Raw genomic sequence first — 18,884 nt, 5'->3', positions numbered from 1 at the left:
AGGCGGCCGGACGCCGGGCTTGCGCCGATCGCACAAGGGCGGTGCGGCGGCCGGAAACCACCGCGGCCCCTCCACGGCCGCGGCAACTCTTTCGGGTGAGATCCCCGATGTCCCCATAGCCGACTCCGCACCACTTCTGGGCGGAAATAGCGTGATCTAGGGGCCGACGCCAGCCGTTCGGCGGTAGGAAGGGGGCTGTGCGTGACGGTCGTCACGTCATGTCACGCGTGCACCACGAATGTCACGCGCGCACCGCACGTTCTGGCGGGGTGGAGCAGAGAGCGCAGAGAGGGAGTACACGGGTGAGTCAGCCGGAGATGCAGCCCGAGGGGCCCCCTCGGGAGGGCGGGCGCTCCCCCCGGCGGTACGGGAGGCGGGGCCGCGCCCGGCGGGACCTCGCCGGGCGGGCCTTTCCGCTCGGCGACTGGGGCGAGCCGGGCGGCCGCCTGCAGGCGCTCTATCTCTGGACCGAGGAGGGCGCGCTGCGCGCCGCCGACTGGTATCTGCACGACCGGCTGGCCAAGCGCCGCGGCGCGCGGGCGCTGCGGCTGGGGGCCGCGGCCGGGGTGACGGTGGGCGGGGCGCTGCCGCTGCTGGATCTGGCCGGGGTCTGGGAGGGCGGGGCGTCCTGGGGCTGTCTGTCGCTGCTGCTGGCGGCGGTGTGCGTGGCCGGCGACCGGTACTTCGGGGTGACGGCCGGCTGGATGCGGGATCTGGCGACCGCCCAGGCCATTCACCGGCGGCTGGAGGCGCTGCAGTTCGACTGGGCGTCGGAGGGCGTACGCGAGGTGCTCGGGCCGACGGAGGGGACGGCGAGCGAGGCGGTGGAGCGCTGCCTGGGGGTGCTGCGGCGGTTCAACGAGGACCTCGGGGAGCTGGTGCGGACCGAGACGGCCGACTGGATGGCGGAGTTCCGGGCCGGACCGGTGCCGCAGGCCACGCAGGCGATGGTGCCGTGGGCGGGGGCGCGGCCGGACGGGGCGGGGCCGCCGGGGCGGTTCGCGGTGCCGCACCGCGCGCGGCCGAACATGCCGCGACAGCGGCCTCCGGAGCCGCCCCGCTAGGCGCTTGGCGCTTGGCCCGCATCCCACGTTTTCGGCTTTCCCCGCCGCGGGTGTTGCTCGCCGTTTCGCCCTTTCGCTGCGCTTTGCTGCGGCCGACGTTGTTGGCTTTCGCGCCGTGGCGCCTGCGGCGGGCGGTTGTTTGTCGGCTGCGGCGCCGTGCTGGTTTCTCGCCGTTGCGCCTGCGGCGGGCGTGGTGTTGTCGGCTGCGGTGACAGCCCTACGGACTCCGTCCTACGGTCTGTCCCCTCCCGTAGGTGGGTGGTGAACAGGCCGGTGGGGGCGGGCCCCTTCCGTCGGCTACCGGCACACGAAGGCTGACGTCCACCCCCACGGTTTTTTCCCACCCCTCACGGGAGGGGGCGGGCCGGAGGGGGGGGGGGGGGGGGGGGAAAAACCCACACCCCCCCCCCCCCCCCCCCCCCGCAGGCCCGTCACCGGCAGCCGAACAGCCCCGCGCAGCGGCAACAGCCCGCCGCAGGCGAACCACGCGAACCCCCACGGCGGGACAACCGACAACGTGGGAGGGCAGCAAAGCGCAGCGGACGGGCGCAGCGCCTAGCTGAAGACGATCATGGAGCCTTGGCCCAGGCTTCGGGTAGCGGCCGCGTGCAGGCCGAGCCACACATGGCGTTCCCGGGCGAAGGGGCCGTCGTCCAGGGGCGCCGCGCCCGCGCGCTCCTCCAGGGAGGTGGGGCCGGACGGCGGTGCGGGGGCGGCCGGGGGATTGGCCGGATCGATCCCCAGGGACGGCGCGACCAGTTCGAGCTCGCGCAGCAGGCCGTGCGAGGAGCCCAGCGGGCCGCCGCCCTCCAGCAACTCGTCGTTGGCGAGCGGATGCGGGAAGTCGACCGGGACGTAGGCGCCCGCGTGGTCGTAGTGCCACACCAGGTGGGACTGCTGCGCGGTGGTCTCGAACATCTCCAGCAACTGCTCGTAGTCGCCGCCCAGTTCGTCGACCGGAGTCACCTCCAGGCCGCACAGGCGCAGCAGGTAGGCGCGGCGCAGGAAGTGCAGCGCGTCGTAGTCGAAGCCGGCGATGGGGGCGACGTCACCCGACAGGCCCGGCATGTAGCTGAAGACCGGGACCGGTGGCAGTCCCGCCTCCGTCAGGGCCTTGTCGTAGGCGGCGATCTCTTCGGAGAACGGGTTGTCGGGGCTGTGGCACAGCACATCGACGAGGGGTACCAGCCACAGGTCACATGCCACGAGTGAGGGCTCGCTTCCGGTCGGGGACGGGGACACCGGCGCACGTACAGCTTCGGGTACGGCCCATTACGGCCGAGTCGGGACAGCGTAGTGCCAGCCGCGCGATCCGACGAGGGTGAGCGCCGGGCGATGGCGCCCTAGCGGACGAGTGCGAGGGAGTGCTCGTTGTACTCGGCGATCAGCCGTTGCGCGGCGGGCAGGTCGTGGCGGATCAGGGCGTCGGCCAGGGCGCTGTGGCCCTGCCAGAGGTGGCCCTTCAGATCGTCCTCGCGGCGCAGCAGCGGGACCGCGAACATCCAGGTCTGGACGCGGATCCGGTCGAGGAAGTCGCTGATGTAGGGGTTGTTCACGATGCTGCTCAGCTCGCGCCAGAACCGCAGGTCGTAGCCGATGAGCACGTCCAGGTCGCCGGCCCGGGCGGCCCGCTCGGCCTCCTCGGCCCGGCGGCGGATGGAGATCAGCACCTGCCCGGGGGTGGCGCGCAGCGCCCGGTCGGCGTCGCTGCGGAAGATGCCCTCGATGATCAGGGTGCGGGCCTCGACCATGGCGCGGAAGTCGTCGGCGGTGAAGGCGTGCACCTTGAAGCCGCGGTGCTGCTCGACGTCGAGCAGCCCCTGGGCACACAGGTCCAGCAGGGCCTCGCGCACGGGGGTCGCGGAGACGCCGTACTGGTCGGCGATCTCCTTGACGGTGAAGGGGTGGCCGGAGGGCAGCCGGCCCGACAGGAGCTCGTCGCGCAGCGCGTCGGCGATCTGCTGGCGCAGGGTGCTGCGACGTATGACCGAGCTGTCTCCGCCGGGGGCCATCGTGTGCGTCTCCTTCGACGTCCATGACCGCGCAGGTGGGAGCGGCCCCCGCCCACGATAGGCGAGGGCCGCGCGCACGTCTCGGACGGTGTGGGCCGTCGGCGCCGTACGCCTGCGGGCAGCCGGTTCAGCCCGTGTGCGCGTCCGCCACCGTCAGGGCCTCGTCGAGGGCGGCCAGGCCCTCCTTCGCCTCGGCCTCGGTGACCGTGCAGGCCGGGACGACATGCGTCCGGTTCATGTTCACGAACGGCCACAGACCGCCGCGCTTGCAGGCCGCGGCGAATTCGGCCATCGGAGCGTTGGCGGCACCGGAGGCGTTGTAGGGCACCAGCGGTTCGCGGGTCTCCTTGTTCCTGACCAGGTCCAGGGCCCAGAAGACGCCCAGACCGCGGACCTCGCCGACGGAGGGGTGGCGCTCGGCGATCTCGCGGAGGGCCGGGCCGATGACGTTCTCGCCGATCTCGGCCGCGTTCTCCACGATCCGCTCCTCGGCCATCGCGTTGATCGTCGCGACGGCGGAGGCGCAGGCCAGCGGGTGGCCGGAGTACGTCAGACCGCCCGGGTAGGGGCGCGTTTCGAAGGTGGCGGCGATCTCGGCGCTGATCGCCACGCCGCCCAGCGGGACGTAGCCGGAGTTGACGCCCTTGGCGAAGGTGAGCAGGTCCGGGGTGACGCCGAAGTGGTCGGCGGCGAACCAGCGGCCGGTGCGTCCGAAGCCCGCCATGACCTCGTCGAGGATGAAGACGATGCCGTGGCGGTCGCAGATCTCGCGGACGCCGGCGAGGTAGCCGGCCGGCGGGACCATGATGCCGGCGGTGCCCGGAACGGTCTCCAGGATGATCGCGGCGATCGACTGCGGCCCCTCGAAGGCGATCGTCTGCTCGAGGTGGGCGAGGGCGCGCTCGCACTCCTGCTGCTCGTTCTCGGCGTGGAAGGGGGAGCGGTAGAGGAACGGGCCCCAGAAGTGGACGACGCCCGCGGAGGCGGTGTCGGAGGGCCAGCGGCGCGGGTCGCCGGTCAGGTTGATCGCGGCGGCGGTGGCGCCGTGGTACGAGCGGTAGGTCGACAGGACCTTGGTGCGGCCGGTGTGCAGGCGGGCCATCCGGACGGCGTTCTCGACGGCCTCCGCGCCGCCGTTGGTGAAGAAGATCTTGTCGAGGTCCCCGGGGGTGCGCTCGGCGATCAGCCGGGCGGCCTCGGAGCGGACGTCCACGGCGAAGCCGGGCGCGATGGTGCACAGCTTCGCGGCCTGCTCCTGGATCGCGGCGACGACCTTGGGGTGCTGGTGGCCGATGTTGGTGTTGACCAGCTGGGAGGAGAAGTCGAGGTAGCGGTTGCCGTCGTAGTCCCAGAAGTACGAGCCCTCGGCGCCGGCGATCGCCAGCGGGTCGATCAGGCCCTGCGCGGACCAGGAGTGGAAGACGTGCGCGCGGTCGTCGGCCTTTACGGCCCGCCCGGCGGCAGGGTCGGCGGCGGAGTGCGTCGTGGTCACGGTCAGTACCTCGGATCGGGTCGCTCGGGTCCGCCGGGGGATGGGCGCGGCGAACGCCTCTCAGCGTAAGGATCACCTTCGGCGGACCGGTACCGACACGTTGTATGGCACTCACCACGCGGGCGGACAGAATGTCGGCGGTGCTGTAGGAAGCTCCAGCGCGGCGGGACGGCGGGTTCCGTCGGGCACCTGCCGTCGGTGGACCGGCGCTGGCTACGGTGGCTGCATGCCGCATCTACTCGTCGTCGAGGACGATCCGCAGGTACGCGGCGCGCTGGTGCGGGCGCTGCGGGACCGCGGCCATGCCGTCGCCACCGCCGCGACCGGGATGTCCGGGCTCGACGCCGCCGTCACCCGCCGTCCCGACCTGGTCGTACTGGATCTCGGGCTGCCGGATGTGGACGGCGTTCAGGTGCTGCGGATGCTGCGGGCGGTCAGCGACGTCCCGGTGATCGTGGCCACCGCGCGGGACGACGAGCCGGACATGGTGGCCGTGCTCGGGCACGGCGCGGACGACTACGTCGTCAAGCCGTTCGGGGCCGCCCAGTTGGACGCCCGGATCAAGGCGGTGCTGCGGCGGCTGGGCACCGAGGAGCCCCGGCCGCCGCTGCGCGTCGGGGAGCTGGTGCTGGACGAGGCGGCGCGCGAGGCGGCGCTGGCGGGTGCGCCGCTGGAGCTGACGCCCCGCGAATTCGATCTGCTGGCCTATCTGGCGCGGCGGGCCGGTCAGGTGGTCTCGCGGCGGGAGCTGCTCGCACAGGTGTGGCAGCAGCCGCTGGGCGGCGCCGACAAGACGGTGGACGTCCATCTGTCGTGGCTGCGGCGGAAGTTGGGCGAGACGGCGCAGCGGCCGCGCTATCTGCACACGGTCCGCACCGTGGGGGTCAAGCTGGCCGCGCCGGACGCCGGCCCGGACGCCTCGGCGCACGGGCCGGCCTAGCCGTGCGCCGCAGCATCCTCCGGCTCACCGCCGCGACCACCGCGCTCGTCCTGGTCGCGCTGCTCGTCCCGCTCGCCCTGCTGGCCCGCGGCCACGCCGCGGACCGGGCCACCGCCGACGCCACCGCGCGCGCCCACTCCCTGGCCGCCGCTGTCGGCCAGGTACTCGCCGGGCCCGTCGACCGGCGCGCCGCCGCCACCCTCGTCGGCTCGGCCAACGGCCCCGGCCTGCCCCGTACGTCGGTGATCCTGGCCGACGGCACGGTCCTGGGCCCCCCGGCCCCCGTCACCGACGCGGTGCGGCTGGCGCGCTACGGGCGGGCGTTCACCTACGAGCCCCCCGAGGGCGGCCGCACCGTCCTGGTGCCCGTACAGGGCGCGGCCGGCGGTACGGCCGTGGTCCATGTCGGCCTCACCGAGGGGCAGTTGTCCGCCGGGACGCTCACCTCCGCGCTCGCGTTCGCCGGGATCGGCGCCGGGCTGATGCTGCTCGGGCTGCTCTTCGCCGACCGGCTCGGCTCCCGGCTCGTCGGCTCCACCCGCCGGCTGGCGGCCGTGGCGGACCGGCTGGCCGGCGGCGACCTGACCGCCCGCGCCGAGCCCTCGGGTCCGCCCGAGCTGCGCCTCGTCGCCCGTCAGCTCAACCATCTCGCCCAGCGCATCGACGGCTTCCTGACCGCCGAGCGGGAGAACGCCGCCGATCTGGCGCACCGCCTGCGCACCCCGCTCGCCGCGCTGCGCCTGGACGCGGAGGGCCTGCGCGACCCGGCGGAGGCGGAGCGGATCGCCGCGGACGCCGCGGCGCTGGAGCGCGGCGTGGACGAGGTGATCCGCACCGCCCGCAGGCCGCTGCGGGGCGGTGGCGGCACGGCGGTGCGCGCCGATCTGGCCAGGGTCGTGCGTGAACGCGCCGACTTCTGGCGGCCGTTGGCGGAGGACCAGGGGCGTGTCCTGGCCTTCGCCGCGCCCGGTGGTGACCGGGCGGTGGTGCTCGTACGGGCCGAGCCGGCCGAGGTGGCGGCGGCGGTCGACGCGCTGATCGGCAATGTCCTCGACCACACGCCGGAGGGCGCCGGGATGCGGCTGTCCGTCGCGGGCGGGGACGGGGGCGGTGGCCGGCTGGTCGTCGAGGACGACGGGCCCGGCTTCCCCGACGGCCATGTCCCCGGCCGCGGCAACAGCGCCGGCGGCTCCACCGGTCTGGGCCTGGACATCGTGCGCAGCGCCGCCCGGGAGTCGGGCGGGACGGTGGAGTTCGGCGCGGCGGCGGGCGGCGGGGCCCGGATCGCGGTGGAGTTCGGGAGCGGGTCGGGCTGAGCGCCGGCGGGGGCGGAGTCAGGCGGCCGTGGGGAAGGCCGTGCGGACCGCCCGCCGCCAGTGGTTGGCGGACAGGTCCGGGCGCAGCGCCGCCAACGCGCCGCAGTACTTGGTGAACTCGGCGGCCCGCAGGCCGTGGCCGTGCAGCAGCCGGTCCGCCGCCGTCAGACGGCCGGTGGTCTTGATCTCGACCAGGACCAGTCCGCCGTCCGCGCGTACCGTGCGCCCGGTGGTCAGGTCCCGGCACCGCAGCGCCGCGTCGCAGGTGACGCGCTGTCCGTCCGCGACGAAGGTGGCCCGTATGTAGTCGGTCTCGATCGAGCGGTCCAGCTCGGTGGGGGCCGCGATGCCGTAGCGGCGGTCGAGTACGGAGGCCAGGAAGCCGCGCGAGGCCGCGCCGAGGGCCGCGTCGCCCGGCAGCAGGGGCTGCCGGTGCTTGACCGTCTCGCCGCGCCGCCCCTTGAGCTTGATCTCGAACTGCCGCTCCCCGGTGTCCTCGTACAGCCGCTCGCGGATCTTGTAGCGCAGCCGGCGGCCCTGCCGGTGGTCGTGGAAGGACCGCAGGTCGGGGGTGTCGTAGTAGACGGAGTGGTAGCGGAACCAGCGGCGCCCGTTGATGCACAGCGCGGCGAACGGGCCTCCGGGGCGGCGGTGGTCGGTGAGTTCGGCGGCGAACGCGGCGAAGACCTCCACCGGGACCAGGTAGCTGCGGTCGAAGCGGGCGAGGAGTTCGGCCCGTGCCTGGACGTCGGCGAGCGGCACGGGGCGCGCGGCCATGGCGGCGCGGGCGAGGGCGCGTACGGCGGGGATCACACGGTCTCCTTGGCGGGCGGGTGGGGAAGGGGGATCGTGCGGGACCGGGGGGCGCCGGGCGGCGCCGTGGTCGTCGTGGTCGCAGGCGTTGCCGTCGTACGCGTTCGACGCTTCACCGGCCGGGAAAGTTCCGGTGCGCGGAAACGAACATCCACCACCATCAAGTCCCGGACGAAATCCACCTTCTGGACCGTCCAGCTCAGCGGCTCCCCCAGGCGCCGCGCCAAGTCGGCGCGCAGGGCGTCCTGATCGGCGTGCACGACATCCAGGGTGACCACCGCACGGCGGGTGCCCGACAGCAGCCGCGGATGGTCGGCGACATGAATGACCAGCAACAACAGCACGGCCAGCGCTCCGGCGAGGGCGAGCGGCAGATGCGGCAGCGCGCACAGCAGGCCCAGCACCAGGGTCGTGAAGTAGTAGGCGACCTCCTCGTGCTGGATGGAGTCCGAGCGCAGCCGGATGATCGACAGCACCCCGAACAGCCCGAACCCGAGCGCCGTGCCGCCGCCCGCCCCCACCCGTGCGAGGGCCGCGACCACGGAGAACAGCGCGACGTTCAGCGCCAGATAGGCCGGAATCAGATCCCGCCGCCGGTGCCGCGGGTAGTACACGGCGAAGGTCAGCGCTCCCACCGCGGCCAGATCGATCCCCAGCCGCGCCGCCAGTTGCCCGTAGGTCTCCACGGCCATCCTCAACTCCCCTGCTTCGTACGGTCGGTTCGCCAGGGCCCGCCCCGGGGGCACGGCCGGGCCGGCCCTGGGCCACGCACGCTAGGGACCGCCGGGTTAAGGCCGCCCCCGGCACGGGTTAAGGCCGGTCCTACGGGTCAGGGCCGGAAAGGACCTGAAGGCCGGGGCGGCCCGCGCGGGAGCGAGCGGCCCCGGGAGCGCCGGGAAGGGGACCCGCGGACTCCCGGCGGCCCGGGGCCCCTGGATATCCTCACCGCGGAGACGGGCGGCGTGGACCCGTGTGCGAACGCGCCCGCGCCTGATCGCCTACGGGCGAATTCGGGGGAAGGACGACGGATCGTGGAAGAGCCGGGACGTGCTGGGCGGCAGGAGCGGCCGGGGCGCGAGGGGCGGCCCGCGGGGCTGGCGCCGCTGGGGGCGCGGGATCCGCGGCGGATCGGTGAGTACCGCCTGCTCGGGCGGCTCGGCGAAGGCGGGATGGGGCGGGTGTTCCTGGCCCGTTCCGACCGCGGCCGTACCGTCGCGGTCAAGCTGGTGCGCGCGGAGCTGGCCGACGAGGAGGAGTTCCGGGCGCGCTTCCGGCGGGAGGTGCGGGCCGCGCAGCAGGTGGGCGGGGAGTGGACCGCGCCGGTGCTGGACGCGGACACCGAGGCCGAGACCCCCTGGCTCGCCACGGGCTATCTCGCCGGTCTCTCCCTCCAGCAGGTCATCGGCGGCAGCGGCACGCCGCTGCCCGAGCGCACGGTGCGGATCCTGGCCGCCGGGCTGGCCCGCGCGCTGGGCTCCATCCACACCGCCGGCATCATCCACCGCGACCTCAAGCCGTCCAACGTGCTGATCACCATCGACGGGCCCCGGGTCATCGACTTCGGCATCGCGCGGGCGCTGGAGGCGGTCACCGGAAACGGCGTCACGCGGACCGGCGCGGCGGTCGGCTCCCCCGGCTTCATGTCGCCCGAGCAGGTGCGCGGCGAACCGCTCACACCGGCCTGCGACGTCTTCTCCCTCGGCTCGGTGCTCACCTACGCGGCGACCGGGCGGCAGCCCTTCGGAACGGCCGACAGCGCGGCGCACGCGCTGATGTACCGCGTCGCCCAGGAGGAGCCCGACCTGTCCGCGCTGCCCGAGGGGCTGCACGAGCTGATCAGCGGCTGCCTGGCGAAGGACCCGGCACAACGGCCCACCCCGGAGCAGCTGGTGGCGCTGGCGGAGCGGGACGGCGCCGGGCCGGGCGCGGACGAGGAGCCGTGGCTGCCCGGTGCACTGACCGCCCGGTTGGGGCGGCACGCCGTGGAGCTGCTGGAGGCGGAGAACCCGCACGGCGAGGAGCCGGCCAACGACGCGACGGCCCCGGCCGGCGCCCCGGCCCCCGCGCCCGCGGACCCCGGTGTACACGCCCTGCCCACCAGCGTCTCGGCCACCCCGGCCGGCGGCGGCACCCCGCCGCCCCGCCCCGTTCCGCACAGCCCGACGCCCTACCCCCCGACCGCCGCCCACCAGGGCCGGCCCGCCTACGCCGCCCCGGCGCCCGCGCCGGCCGCGCCCCGGCCCCGCCGCCGGATCGGCACCGCCCTGCTCACGGTGGCCGCGCTGGCGCTCGCCGGGGCCGGGGCGGCCACCGCGTACTCGCTGCTGGGCGAGGAGGACAGCGGCGTACGGTCGGCGGACGCCGACGGCGGCAAGCCGAGCCCGGGTCCGGCACGGCCCGCGGCGCACGGCGGCATTCCCACCGACTACCTGGGCACCTGGGAGACGACGGTCGGCGACTCGGGCACCGACGTCCGGCGCTTCACCCTCACCCAGGGCGGGGCCGGCGACACCGTGCTGACGATGACGGCCACCGGGGCCAGCTACCGCTGCGAGTTCACCGCCACCCTCTCCAGCGCGGGCCCGCCGGTCCGGCTCGGCCCCTCCACGGTGACCTCCGGTCCGTCCGACAGCTGCACTCCCGGCAAGCCGAGCACCCTGGAGATGGTGGGCGGAGCGCTGCGCCGGATCTCCGACGACGGCAAGGCGCTGTCGTACCGCAGGACGGGGTGACGGCCCGGGGGAGCCCGCCGGCGCCGGTGACACCGCCCGGATCGTTCCCGCCTCGTAACGGACCGTCGTCCGGCCCGCGATCCGCGGCCGCCTAGGCTCGGGGAACGCCTGCCGCCGGAACGCGCCTCAGGCGTGGCGACGAGACGGGGGAGGGCGCCCGGATGGACGGCCTGCGTGGGCTGACGGCCGACGATCCGCAGTGGATCGGCGACTACCGGCTGATCAGCCGGCTCGGCAGCGGCGGGATGGGCCGGGTCTATCTCGCGCGTTCCGAGGGCGGGCGGACCGTCGCGGTGAAGCTGGTGAAGGCCGAGCTGGCGGCCGAGGAGGAGTTCCGCGACCGCTTCCGTGCCGAGGTCGCGGCCGCGCGGCGGGTCGGCGGGCGCTGGACCGCGCCGGTGCTGGACGCGGACACCGAGGCCGAGGTGCCGTGGGTCGCCACCGGGTACATCGCCGGTCCGACGCTGAGCGAGGTCGTCGGCGGTTCCCACGGCCGCGGCGGCAGCCACGGGCCGCTGCCGGAGCATTCGCTGCGCCGGCTCGCCTACGGGCTGTCCTGCGCACTGCTCGACATCCACGGCGTGGGGCTGGTGCACCGCGATCTGAAGCCGTCCAACGTGCTGCTGACCATCGACGGTCCGCGGGTGATCGACTTCGGCATCGCACGGGCGCTGGACGCGGTCGGGGACCAGACCCAGACCCGTAGCGGCACGGTCGTCGGCTCGCCCAGCTTCATGTCGCCCGAGCAGGTCCAGGGGCGGCGCGTCGGACCGGCCAGCGACGTGTTCTGCGTGGGCTCGGTGCTGGCGTACGCGGCGACCGGGCGGCAGCCGTTCGGCAGCGCCGCCTCGGGGGTGCACGCGGTGATGTTCAAGATCGCCCAGGAGGAGCCGGACCTCGGCGGGGCGCCGGCGGGGATCCGCGGTCTGATCGAGGACTGCCTGGCCAAGGACCCGGCGGCGCGCCCCGCGCCCGAGGAGATCACCGGCCGGCTCGGGCCGGCCCCCGGCGGTCCGTCGTCCGCCCCCTGGCTGCCGGCCGAGCTGATCGCGAGCCTGGGGCAGCACGCCGTACGGCTCCTGGACACCGACACCCCGCCCGGGGGCCAGCCGCCGACGCTGACGGCCACCAGGGTCGCGCCCCGGCCGGCGCCCGCGCCCGCCGCGCCCCGGCCCCGCCGCCGTCCGCACTGGCTGCCGCTCGCCGCCACCGCGGTGGTCGCGGCCACCGCGACCGCCGTCGCCGTGCCCCTGCTCGGCGGCGGCGCGGACGCCGACGGCCGCGACCGCGCCTCCGACATCCCCGCCCGCTACCTCGGCACCTGGGCGGGCCCGGTGCTGCGGGACGGCGAACCGACCGGGCAGCAACGGCGGTTCGTGATCAGCAACGGCAAGGTCGGCGAGGTGGTCGCCAACAGCACCAGCCTCGGCGCGACCTACGAGTGCCGCAGCGACGGCACGCTGGTGTCCGTCACGGCGCACGACGGCCGCCCGGCGCTACGGCTGGACACCAAGGTCGTGCGGTCGGTCCCGGCGGGCCGCTGCACCGCGCTCGGCGAGCACACCCTGGAGGCGGGCAGCGCCGGGACCCTGAAGTGGGCGGCAGCCGGCCGCACCGCGACGCTGCGCCGCTCCGCGCCGTCCGCCGGCACCGTACCGGCCGGCTACCTCGGCACCTGGCAGCTCTCGGACCCTTCCGGCCCCGGCGGCCAGCGCCTGACCCTCCGCCAGGCCCCGGCGGGCAGCACCGTCCTCACCACCGTCGTCGAGGGGCCCGCGGGGCGCTGTACGGCGCGCGCCGACCTGTACGCGGCCCAGGACGGCGAACTGACCGTCGGCCCCTCGGTCATCGACCGCGCCGCCCCCGGCTGCACGCCGAGCGGCACCTCGGTCTTCCGCCTGGCCGACGACGGGACCCTGCGGCGGACGTTCCGGGACGGCAACCCGCCGCGCACGTACTCCAGGGCGGGGTAGCGGCACGACCGGCGGTCCGGTGGAGTGCGTCGTCAGCGCACGTAGTTCTTGAGGATCTCGGTGTCGAGGGTGATGCCTACCGGGGCGGGGAGGGTGACCTGCTCGCCGAAGGGGGCCTCGATGAGGGCGCGGTAGCGACCCCGCTGGGGGTCAGGGTTGCTGTAGACGACGACCGCGCAAATGTCGCGGTCGATGAGCAGATAGACGGGGATGCCCGCGGCGGCGTAGGCGGCTGGCTTTTCCTGGCGGTCGCGGCGATTGGTGTCCCCGTCGTAAGACGTGACCTCGACGGTCATCAGCACACCATCAGGATCGGTCCACTCGCCAGGACCAGCGAAGTACGCGATGGGCGCAAGCGCGCCATCCGGGCGCGCCCGACCCTTGCGGTACTCCCCGACCTTCAAGCCTTGAGTCGGGTCGAGGTCGAGATCCGGGCGGGCCTGCATGCACTGCCTGATCAACCACATGATGATCGTCCCGTGATCACCGTCCGCCACGCGCTTCACCTCAAGCCGTCCGTTGATGAACTCCAACGTGACGGTCTCGGGCGCGGTGGAGGCGATCTGCTCGAAGTCCTCCACCGCCATCTGAGACATGGGCTCGGCCATAACCGTCATGTTGCACTCCCTTCCTGGCGGTGGCCAGTCTCTCCGGGAAAGCGGCGCTCCGGGCACGCTCCGTAACGGATCACTCGCACGAGTGAACGACACGGCCCCGGCCCCAGAGGCGGGACCGGGGCCGTGAAACGTACGCGCGTCAGATGAACGAGTTGATCTCGATCGTCTCGTCGCGGCCGGGGCCGACGCCGATCGCGGAGATCGGGGCGCCGGACATCTCCTCCAGCGCCTTGACGTAGGCCTGGGCGTTCTTCGGCAGGTCGGAGAACGTCTTCGCCTTGGTGATGTCCTCGGACCAGCCCGGCAGCATCTCGTAGACCGGCTTCGCGTGGTGGAAGTCGGACTGGCTGTAGGGCAGCTCCTCGACGCGCTTGCCGTCGATCTCGTACGCGACGCAGACCGGGATCTGCTCCCAGCCGGTCAGCACGTCCAGCTTGGTGAGGAAGAAGTCGGTCAGGCCGTTGACCCGGGTCGCGTAGCGGGCGATGACCGCGTCGAACCAGCCGCAGCGGCGGTCACGGCCGGTGGTGACACCGCGCTCGCCGCCGATGGTGCGCAGCGCCTCGCCGTCCTTGTCGAACAGCTCGGTCGGGAACGGTCCGGCACCGACACGCGTCGTATAGGCCTTGAGGATGCCGATGACGCGGTTGATCTTCGTGGGACCGACGCCGGCACCCGTGCAGGCGCCGCCCGCGGTCGGGTTCGAGGACGTGACGAAGGGGTACGTGCCGTGGTCGATGTCCAGCAGCGTGCCCTGGCCGCCCTCGAAGAGCACGACCTTGTCGTCGTCGAGCGCCTTGTTGAGGATCAGCGTGGTGTCGGCGACGTAGCCCTTGATCTGCTCGGCGTAGCCCAGCAGCTCCTCCACGACCTGGCCGGCCTCGATGGCGCGGCGGTTGTAGAGCTTGGTCAGCAACTGGTTCTTGACGTCGAGGGCCGCCTCGACCTTCTGGGTCAGGATCGACTCGTCGTAGAGGTCCTGCACCCGGATGCCGACGCGGTTGATCTTGTCGGCGTAGGTCGGGCCGATGCCGCGGCCGGTGGTGCCGATCTTCCGCTTGCCGAGGAAGCGTTCCGTCACCTTGTCGAGCGTCGTGTGATACGAGGTGATCAGGTGCGCGTTACCGCTGAGCAGCAGCTTGGACGTGTCGACGCCGCGCTCGTTGAGTCCGCTCAGCTCGGAGAGCAGGACCGCCGGGTCGACGACGACGCCGTTGCCGATGACCGGGGTGCACCCCGGCGAGAGGATTCCGGAAGGGAGAAGGTGCAGCGCGTACTTCTGGTCGCCGACGACGACCGTGTGGCCGGCGTTGTTGCCGCCCTGGTAGCGCACCACATAGTCAACGGACCCACCGAGCAGGTCGGTGGCCTTTCCCTTGCCCTCATCACCCCACTGAGCACCGAGCAGCACAAGTGCGGGCACAGGCGTACACCCCTTCCGGGCGGGGCATGTCCAACGTGCGTGGATGGCGTCAGCGTGCGTGTTCACGCGTCCGTCATCGCTAGAGCCGTTGGACCGGTGCCCCGGAATAGACGAAGCCCCTGGCGCAATAGCGCAAGGGGCTCTTGCACCGAGATGCTACCTGAGGAAGGACCGAGGTGTCGGCGCAGCCTTCTGGGCACTCTCCCGTGGACTCCGTTCGGGGGCATCCCCTGCTCGTGGTCATCGACCCGGTCGCCCGCAGTACCGACGGGGAATCCGTGCGGATCGCGAAGGACGTCCTGTGTGCGGGCGCGGGGGCGAAAATCTGCCTCCCCGAGGGGCCGGAGGAATTCGCGCGGATTCTTGCCCGGCGGGGGCAGCGCCGACCGGTGGTGATCGGCGACGACCGGGCGCTGCTGCGGGTCGTGGGCCTGCTGCACAAGGAACGGGAGCTGGCCGGGGTGCCGGTCTCGATGGTCCCGGTCGGGGCGCCGGCCGCCGTCGCGCTGAGCCGGACGCTGGGCGTGCCCACGGACACCGTCGCCGCCGCCCGGGCCGTCCTGGACGGCGGCGAGCGGGCGATGGACCTGCTCACGGACGACAGCGACGGCATCGTGCTGGGCGGGCTGCGCATCCCGTGCGCAAGCGACGGCGGCGGCGCCCGGCACGGGCGTCCCGGGGCGTTCGTGCCCGGTGCGGCCGCCCCGGCCGACCCACCGGGACCGGGGGCCGTGCGGGGCGGGACGGCGGACGGGCGGTGGGAGTGCACCCGCCCGAGCGGGGCCGGGAGCCCGCAGGAGCACCGGCCGTGGTGGGGGCCGGCGGCGCGCACCGCCCGTACGGCGCTGTCGCTGCTGGCGCCGGCGGCGGGCCTGGGAGGACGGCGCGCCCGGGTGCCGGGCCAGCGGCTGCGGATCGAGGCGGACGGGGTGCTGCTGGCCGATCTGGACCGGCCGGTGCGCGGGGTGTCGGTGGTCCCGGCCACCCAGGCCGGGGCGTGGTCGGGCCGGGTCGACGGCTCCGACGGCGGCCGGGCGCTGGCCGAGGTCGTGGTGCACTGGCCGGACGAGGGGCGGCCGGTACGGGCCCGGGCGCGGGCGGTGACGGTCTCCGGCACGGACTTCCACTACCGGGCGGACGCGGTGGTCGGCGGCCCGGTCAGGACCCGGACCTGGACCGTGCAGCCGGGGGCCTGGCGGCTCCAGCTCCCGCGGAACGGGTGAGGGCCACGGCAGAGGGGGCCACGCAGGCGCCCCGCCGGAACGGCCCTAGTCCTCGTACCGGCTGCGCAGCTCGTCGCGGTGCTCGCGCCAGCGCTCCAGCATGACGGGCAGTTCCTTCTGCAGGAACTCGAAGAAGACGACGGTCTCGTTGAGCCGGCGGCCGGCCGGGCTGGTCGCGCCGAGGCTCTCGACGCCGTCGCGCAGCGTGCCCTCCCAGCGGGTGAGGACGTTCTCCCGGCGCGCGAGCGCCTCGTACCACTGATCGCTGTGGACGCGGTAGCGGTCGCGGCGGGAGCCGGGCTCGCGCTCCCGGCTGACCATGTCGACCTGGGCGAGGTAGCGGACCGCGCCGGAGACGGCGGCGGGGCTGATCTGGAGGCGCTCGCCCAACTCCGCCGAGGTCAGCACGCCGGAGTCCGAGGAGAGCAGGCAGGCGAAGACCCGGGCGGGCATCCGCGCCATGCCCGCCTCGACCAGCTGTGCCGCGAAGCGCTCGACGAACTGCGAGACCGCCTCCTGGGTGCGCCCCTCGTCGCTCTGCTGTCGCTGCTGACTCATATCCGCATCATCTCCCCTGATCAGACCCGCTCCCCCGACTTTATACGGTTTCTTAACTTCACAAATTTGTGAAACTAGCGTAGCTTCAAAATCATGACCACGGCAATCGCTCCCGCTCCCGCCATCCGGGTGGACGGCCTCCACAAGTCGTTCGGGCGGACCCATGCACTGGACGGCCTCGACCTGAACGTCGAGGCCGGCGAGGTACACGGCTTCCTCGGCCCCAACGGCGCCGGGAAGTCCACCACCATCCGCGTCCTGCTCGGCCTGCTGCGCGCCGACGGCGGCACCACCCGGCTCCTGGGCAAGGACCCCTGGCACGACGCCGTCGAACTGCACCGCCGCATCGCCTACGTCCCCGGCGACGTCACCCTGTGGCGCAACCTCTCCGGCGGCGAGGTCATCGACCTGTACGGGCGGCTGCGCGGAGGGCTGGACGCCACGCGGCGGGCCGCCCTCCTGGAGCGGTTCGAACTCGACCCCACCAAGAAGGGGCGCACGTACTCCAAGGGCAACCGCCAGAAGGTCGCTCTGGTCGCCGCGTTCGCCTCGGACGTCGACCTGCTGATCCTCGACGAGCCGACCTCCGGGCTGGACCCGCTGATGGAGGAGGTCTTCCAGGACTGCGTCGCCGAGGAGCGCGACCGCGGCCGTACGGTCCTGCTCTCCAGCCACGTGCTCTCCGAGGTCGAGGCGCTCTGCGACCGCGTCAGCATCATCCGCAAGGGGCGGACCGTCGAATCCGGCTCCCTCGGCGAGCTGCGGCATCTGACCCGCACCTCGGTCATCGCCGAACTCGCGGGCCCGCCCAACGGGCTGGCCGCGCTCCCCGGAGTGCACGACCTCGCCACCCAGCCGATCGAGCAGGGCCGGGCGCACCGCGTCCGCCTCCAGGTCGACACCGACAAGCTCGACGCCGTACTGCGCTCGCTCGGCACCTCCGGCGTCCGCAGCCTGACCAGCACCCCGCCGACCCTGGAAGAGCTCTTCCTGCGGCACTACCAGGACGACGGGCCCGCCGAGTTCGGCGCCGAAGGGGCGGTCGCACGATGACCGCCGTGGCCGCACACCTCTCCGCCCGCCCGGCACGCGCCCGCCATCTGGCGGGCACCGGCGCCCTGTTGCGCCTCGCGCTGCGCCGCGACCGGGTGATGATCCCGGCCTGGGTGCTGGCGCTCGCCGTCGCCGTCGCCGCCACGGGGTCGTCCTTCGAAGCGCTCTACGACACCGCCGCCCAGCGCGCCGAGCTGGCCGGCTCGATGAACTCCAACGGCTCGATGCGCGCGCTGTACGGGCCGGTCTTCGCCGACTCCGTCGGCGGCCTGATCGCCTGGCGGATGGCCGGCTTCGGTGCCGTCCTCGCCGCGGTGATGAGCCTGCTGATCGTCGTCCGGCACACCCGCGAGGAGGAGGAGACGGGCCGTCAGGAGCTGCTCTCCGCCGCCATGGTCGGCCGCCGCGCACCGCTGACCGCGGCCCTGCTGGCGGCGCTGCTCGCCGACGCCGCCCTCGCCGCACTGATCGCCGGCGGCCTCGCCCGGTCCGGGCAGCCGGCCGCCGGCTCGCTGGCGCTGGGCCTGGCCATCGGCTGCACCGGCATGCTCTTCGCCGGCCTGGCCGCCATCGCGGCCCAGCTCACCGAGAGCGCCCGGATGGCCAAGGGGCTGACCGGCGCCGTCCTCGGCCTCGCCTTCGCGCTGCGCGCCGCGGGCGACGCCGCCACCGCCGACGCCACCTCCCCGCTCACCTGGATCTCGCCGATCGGCTGGTCGGAGAACCTCCGCCCGTACGCCGGGGAACGCTGGTGGGTGCTGCTGCCGTTCGTCGCGGCGGCCGCGCTGGCGGTGTACGCCGCCTACGCCCTGACCGCCCGCCGCGACATCGGCATGAGCTTCCTGCCCGCCCGCCCCGGACCGGCCGCCGCACCGCGCTCACTGAGCGGCCCCTTCGGCCTGGCCTGGCGGCTCCAGCGCACCACCCTGCTCGGCTGGACGCTCGGCCTCCTGTGCGCCGGCGGGATCTTCGGCGGAATCGCCAAGGGCGCCTCCGACCTGGTCGGCGGCAATCGGCGGACACGGGAGATCTTCGAGCGGATGGGCGGGCAGCAGGGGCTGACCGACGCCTTCCTGGCCACGATGCTGGGCATGCTCGGCATGGTCGCGGCGATCTACGCGGCCGGTGCGGTGCTCCGACTGCGCGGCGAGGAGACCGGTGAGCGCGCGGAGCCCGTGCTGGCCGGCGCGGTGGGCCGGCTCCGCTGGGCCGGCAGTCATCTGGCCGTCGCCTACGCGGGCACCGCCGTCATCCTGGCGTTCGGCGGCCTGGCCCTGGGTCTGTCGTACGGCGTCTCGGCCGGCGACGTCGGCGGCCACCTGGGCCCGGTGCTGGCGGCCGCCCTCGCGCAGGTCCCGGCCGTCTGGACGCTCACCGGTCTCGCGGTCCTGGTCTTCGGGGTGCTGCCCAAGGCCACCACCGCCGTCTGGGCCGTGGTGGGCGGCTGCCTGGCCATCGGGTGGATCGGGCCCAGCCTGCAGTTCCCCCAGTGGGTCATGGACCTCTCGCCGTACGGCCATCTGCCCAAGCTCCCCGGAGCCGAGGCCACCGCGGCCCCGTTCCTCTGGCTCCTGGGCCTGACCGCCGTCTTCACCGCCGTCGGCCTCGCCGGTTTCCGCCGGCGCGACATCGGCTGAGCCCGGCGGCGGTTTCACGTGAAACCGCCGC

The 18,884-nt window shown here is 74.0% G+C and carries 16 protein-coding genes; 8 read left to right on the top strand and 8 right to left on the bottom strand.

The features are described from left to right. Nucleotides 1-302: 302 nt before the first annotated feature. Nucleotides 303-1,064, top strand: coding sequence for an SLATT domain-containing protein (locus AC0680_RS05055; RefSeq protein WP_478624972.1), 762 nt, complete (start codon nucleotides 303-305; stop codon nucleotides 1,062-1,064). A 555-nt stretch (nucleotides 1,065-1,619) separates the two neighbouring features. Here AC0680_RS05055 and AC0680_RS05050 read toward each other — a convergent pair. From AC0680_RS05050 to AC0680_RS05040, 3 genes are all read right to left on the bottom strand, one after another. Beyond that, nucleotides 1,620-2,270, bottom strand: coding sequence for a hypothetical protein (locus tag AC0680_RS05050; RefSeq protein ID WP_478624970.1), 651 nt, complete (start codon nucleotides 2,268-2,270; stop codon nucleotides 1,620-1,622). A 137-nt stretch (nucleotides 2,271-2,407) separates the two neighbouring features. Beyond that, on the bottom strand, nucleotides 2,408-3,076 hold the full coding sequence (locus AC0680_RS05045; protein ID WP_478624968.1) for a GntR family transcriptional regulator: 669 nt from the start codon (nucleotides 3,074-3,076) through the stop codon (nucleotides 2,408-2,410). Between the two features lie 127 nt (nucleotides 3,077-3,203). Beyond that, nucleotides 3,204-4,568, bottom strand: coding sequence for an aminotransferase class III-fold pyridoxal phosphate-dependent enzyme (locus AC0680_RS05040; RefSeq protein ID WP_478624966.1), 1,365 nt, complete (start codon nucleotides 4,566-4,568; stop codon nucleotides 3,204-3,206). Nucleotides 4,569-4,794: 226 nt separating this feature from the next. Between AC0680_RS05040 and AC0680_RS05035 the strand changes: the two genes are divergently transcribed. Both AC0680_RS05035 and AC0680_RS05030 read left to right on the top strand, forming a co-directional pair. Then, entirely contained in the window at nucleotides 4,795-5,508 is a 714-nt protein-coding gene (locus AC0680_RS05035) for a response regulator transcription factor (RefSeq protein ID WP_478624964.1), read from the top strand. 2 nt (nucleotides 5,509-5,510) lie between these two features. Beyond that, complete coding sequence (locus tag AC0680_RS05030) at nucleotides 5,511-6,824, top strand: sensor histidine kinase (RefSeq protein WP_478624962.1); 1,314 nt, start codon at nucleotides 5,511-5,513, stop codon at nucleotides 6,822-6,824. A gap of 18 nt (nucleotides 6,825-6,842) precedes the next feature. Here AC0680_RS05030 and AC0680_RS05025 read toward each other — a convergent pair whose 3' ends face one another. Both AC0680_RS05025 and AC0680_RS05020 read right to left on the bottom strand, forming a co-directional pair. Beyond that, the gene (locus AC0680_RS05025; RefSeq protein ID WP_478624960.1) at nucleotides 6,843-7,637 is read right to left on the bottom strand and encodes a polyphosphate polymerase domain-containing protein; all 795 of its coding nucleotides are present in this window, start codon (nucleotides 7,635-7,637) and stop codon (nucleotides 6,843-6,845) included. After that, the gene (locus AC0680_RS05020) at nucleotides 7,634-8,329 is read right to left on the bottom strand and encodes a DUF4956 domain-containing protein (protein ID WP_478624958.1); all 696 of its coding nucleotides are present in this window, start codon (nucleotides 8,327-8,329) and stop codon (nucleotides 7,634-7,636) included. The genes AC0680_RS05025 and AC0680_RS05020 overlap by 4 nt, the downstream gene beginning before the upstream one ends. Before the next feature lie 402 nt (nucleotides 8,330-8,731). On the opposite strand from AC0680_RS05020, the gene AC0680_RS05015 reads away from it, so the two are divergent. Together AC0680_RS05015 and AC0680_RS05010 are read left to right on the top strand one after the other, a co-directional pair. Next, entirely contained in the window at nucleotides 8,732-10,369 is a 1,638-nt protein-coding gene (locus AC0680_RS05015) for a serine/threonine-protein kinase (RefSeq protein ID WP_478625099.1), read from the top strand. A 161-nt stretch (nucleotides 10,370-10,530) separates the two neighbouring features. Further along, nucleotides 10,531-12,342 (top strand): serine/threonine-protein kinase, encoded by a 1,812-nt coding sequence (locus AC0680_RS05010; RefSeq protein WP_478624957.1) that lies wholly within the window; start codon nucleotides 10,531-10,533, stop codon nucleotides 12,340-12,342. Between the two features lie 32 nt (nucleotides 12,343-12,374). Here the strand turns inward: AC0680_RS05010 and AC0680_RS05005 are convergent, their stop codons facing one another. Together AC0680_RS05005 and AC0680_RS05000 are read right to left on the bottom strand one after the other, a co-directional pair. Beyond that, nucleotides 12,375-12,959, bottom strand: a complete 585-nt coding sequence (locus AC0680_RS05005) for a Uma2 family endonuclease (RefSeq protein ID WP_478624955.1) — start codon at nucleotides 12,957-12,959, stop codon at nucleotides 12,375-12,377. Between the two features lie 139 nt (nucleotides 12,960-13,098). Then, complete coding sequence (locus AC0680_RS05000) at nucleotides 13,099-14,382, bottom strand: adenylosuccinate synthase (RefSeq protein ID WP_478624953.1); 1,284 nt, start codon at nucleotides 14,380-14,382, stop codon at nucleotides 13,099-13,101. Nucleotides 14,383-14,588: 206 nt separating this feature from the next. Between AC0680_RS05000 and AC0680_RS04995 the strand changes: the two genes are divergently transcribed. After that, nucleotides 14,589-15,605, top strand: a complete 1,017-nt coding sequence (locus AC0680_RS04995; protein WP_478624951.1) for a diacylglycerol kinase catalytic domain-containing protein — start codon at nucleotides 14,589-14,591, stop codon at nucleotides 15,603-15,605. Nucleotides 15,606-15,650: 45 nt separating this feature from the next. Here AC0680_RS04995 and AC0680_RS04990 read toward each other — a convergent pair whose 3' ends face one another. Then, on the bottom strand, nucleotides 15,651-16,163 hold the full coding sequence (locus tag AC0680_RS04990; RefSeq protein ID WP_478624949.1) for a GbsR/MarR family transcriptional regulator: 513 nt from the start codon (nucleotides 16,161-16,163) through the stop codon (nucleotides 15,651-15,653). A gap of 93 nt (nucleotides 16,164-16,256) precedes the next feature. Between AC0680_RS04990 and AC0680_RS04985 the strand changes: the two genes are divergently transcribed. Next, a complete protein-coding gene (locus AC0680_RS04985; RefSeq protein WP_478624947.1) occupies nucleotides 16,257-17,216 on the top strand; it encodes an ABC transporter ATP-binding protein in 960 nt (319 codons plus the stop codon). Beyond that, the gene (locus AC0680_RS04980) at nucleotides 17,213-18,853 is read left to right on the top strand and encodes an ABC transporter permease (RefSeq protein ID WP_478624945.1); all 1,641 of its coding nucleotides are present in this window, start codon (nucleotides 17,213-17,215) and stop codon (nucleotides 18,851-18,853) included. Before AC0680_RS04985 ends, AC0680_RS04980 begins: the two co-directional genes overlap by 4 nt. The last annotated feature ends 31 nt before the right edge of the window (nucleotides 18,854-18,884 follow it).

The sequence above is a fragment of the Streptomyces sp. NPDC043738 genome, assembly GCF_056436545.1.
The sequence above is the reverse complement of the archived record's forward strand: the minus strand, read 5'-3'. Positions and strand labels throughout refer to the sequence as shown.

Coding starts and splice junctions, on each gene's coding strand:
- AC0680_RS05020 (WP_478624958.1), bottom strand. CDS start 8,329: ATGGCCGTGGAGACCTACGGGCAACTGGCGGCGCGGCTGGGGATCGAT.
- AC0680_RS05005 (WP_478624955.1), bottom strand. CDS start 12,959: ATGACGGTTATGGCCGAGCCCATGTCTCAGATGGCGGTGGAGGACTTC.
- AC0680_RS05010 (WP_478624957.1), top strand. CDS start 10,531: ATGGACGGCCTGCGTGGGCTGACGGCCGACGATCCGCAGTGGATCGGC.
- AC0680_RS04985 (WP_478624947.1), top strand. CDS start 16,257: ATGACCACGGCAATCGCTCCCGCTCCCGCCATCCGGGTGGACGGCCTC.
- AC0680_RS04980 (WP_478624945.1), top strand. CDS start 17,213: ATGACCGCCGTGGCCGCACACCTCTCCGCCCGCCCGGCACGCGCCCGC.
- AC0680_RS05045 (WP_478624968.1), bottom strand. CDS start 3,076: ATGGCCCCCGGCGGAGACAGCTCGGTCATACGTCGCAGCACCCTGCGC.
- AC0680_RS04990 (WP_478624949.1), bottom strand. CDS start 16,163: ATGAGTCAGCAGCGACAGCAGAGCGACGAGGGGCGCACCCAGGAGGCG.
- AC0680_RS05035 (WP_478624964.1), top strand. CDS start 4,795: ATGCCGCATCTACTCGTCGTCGAGGACGATCCGCAGGTACGCGGCGCG.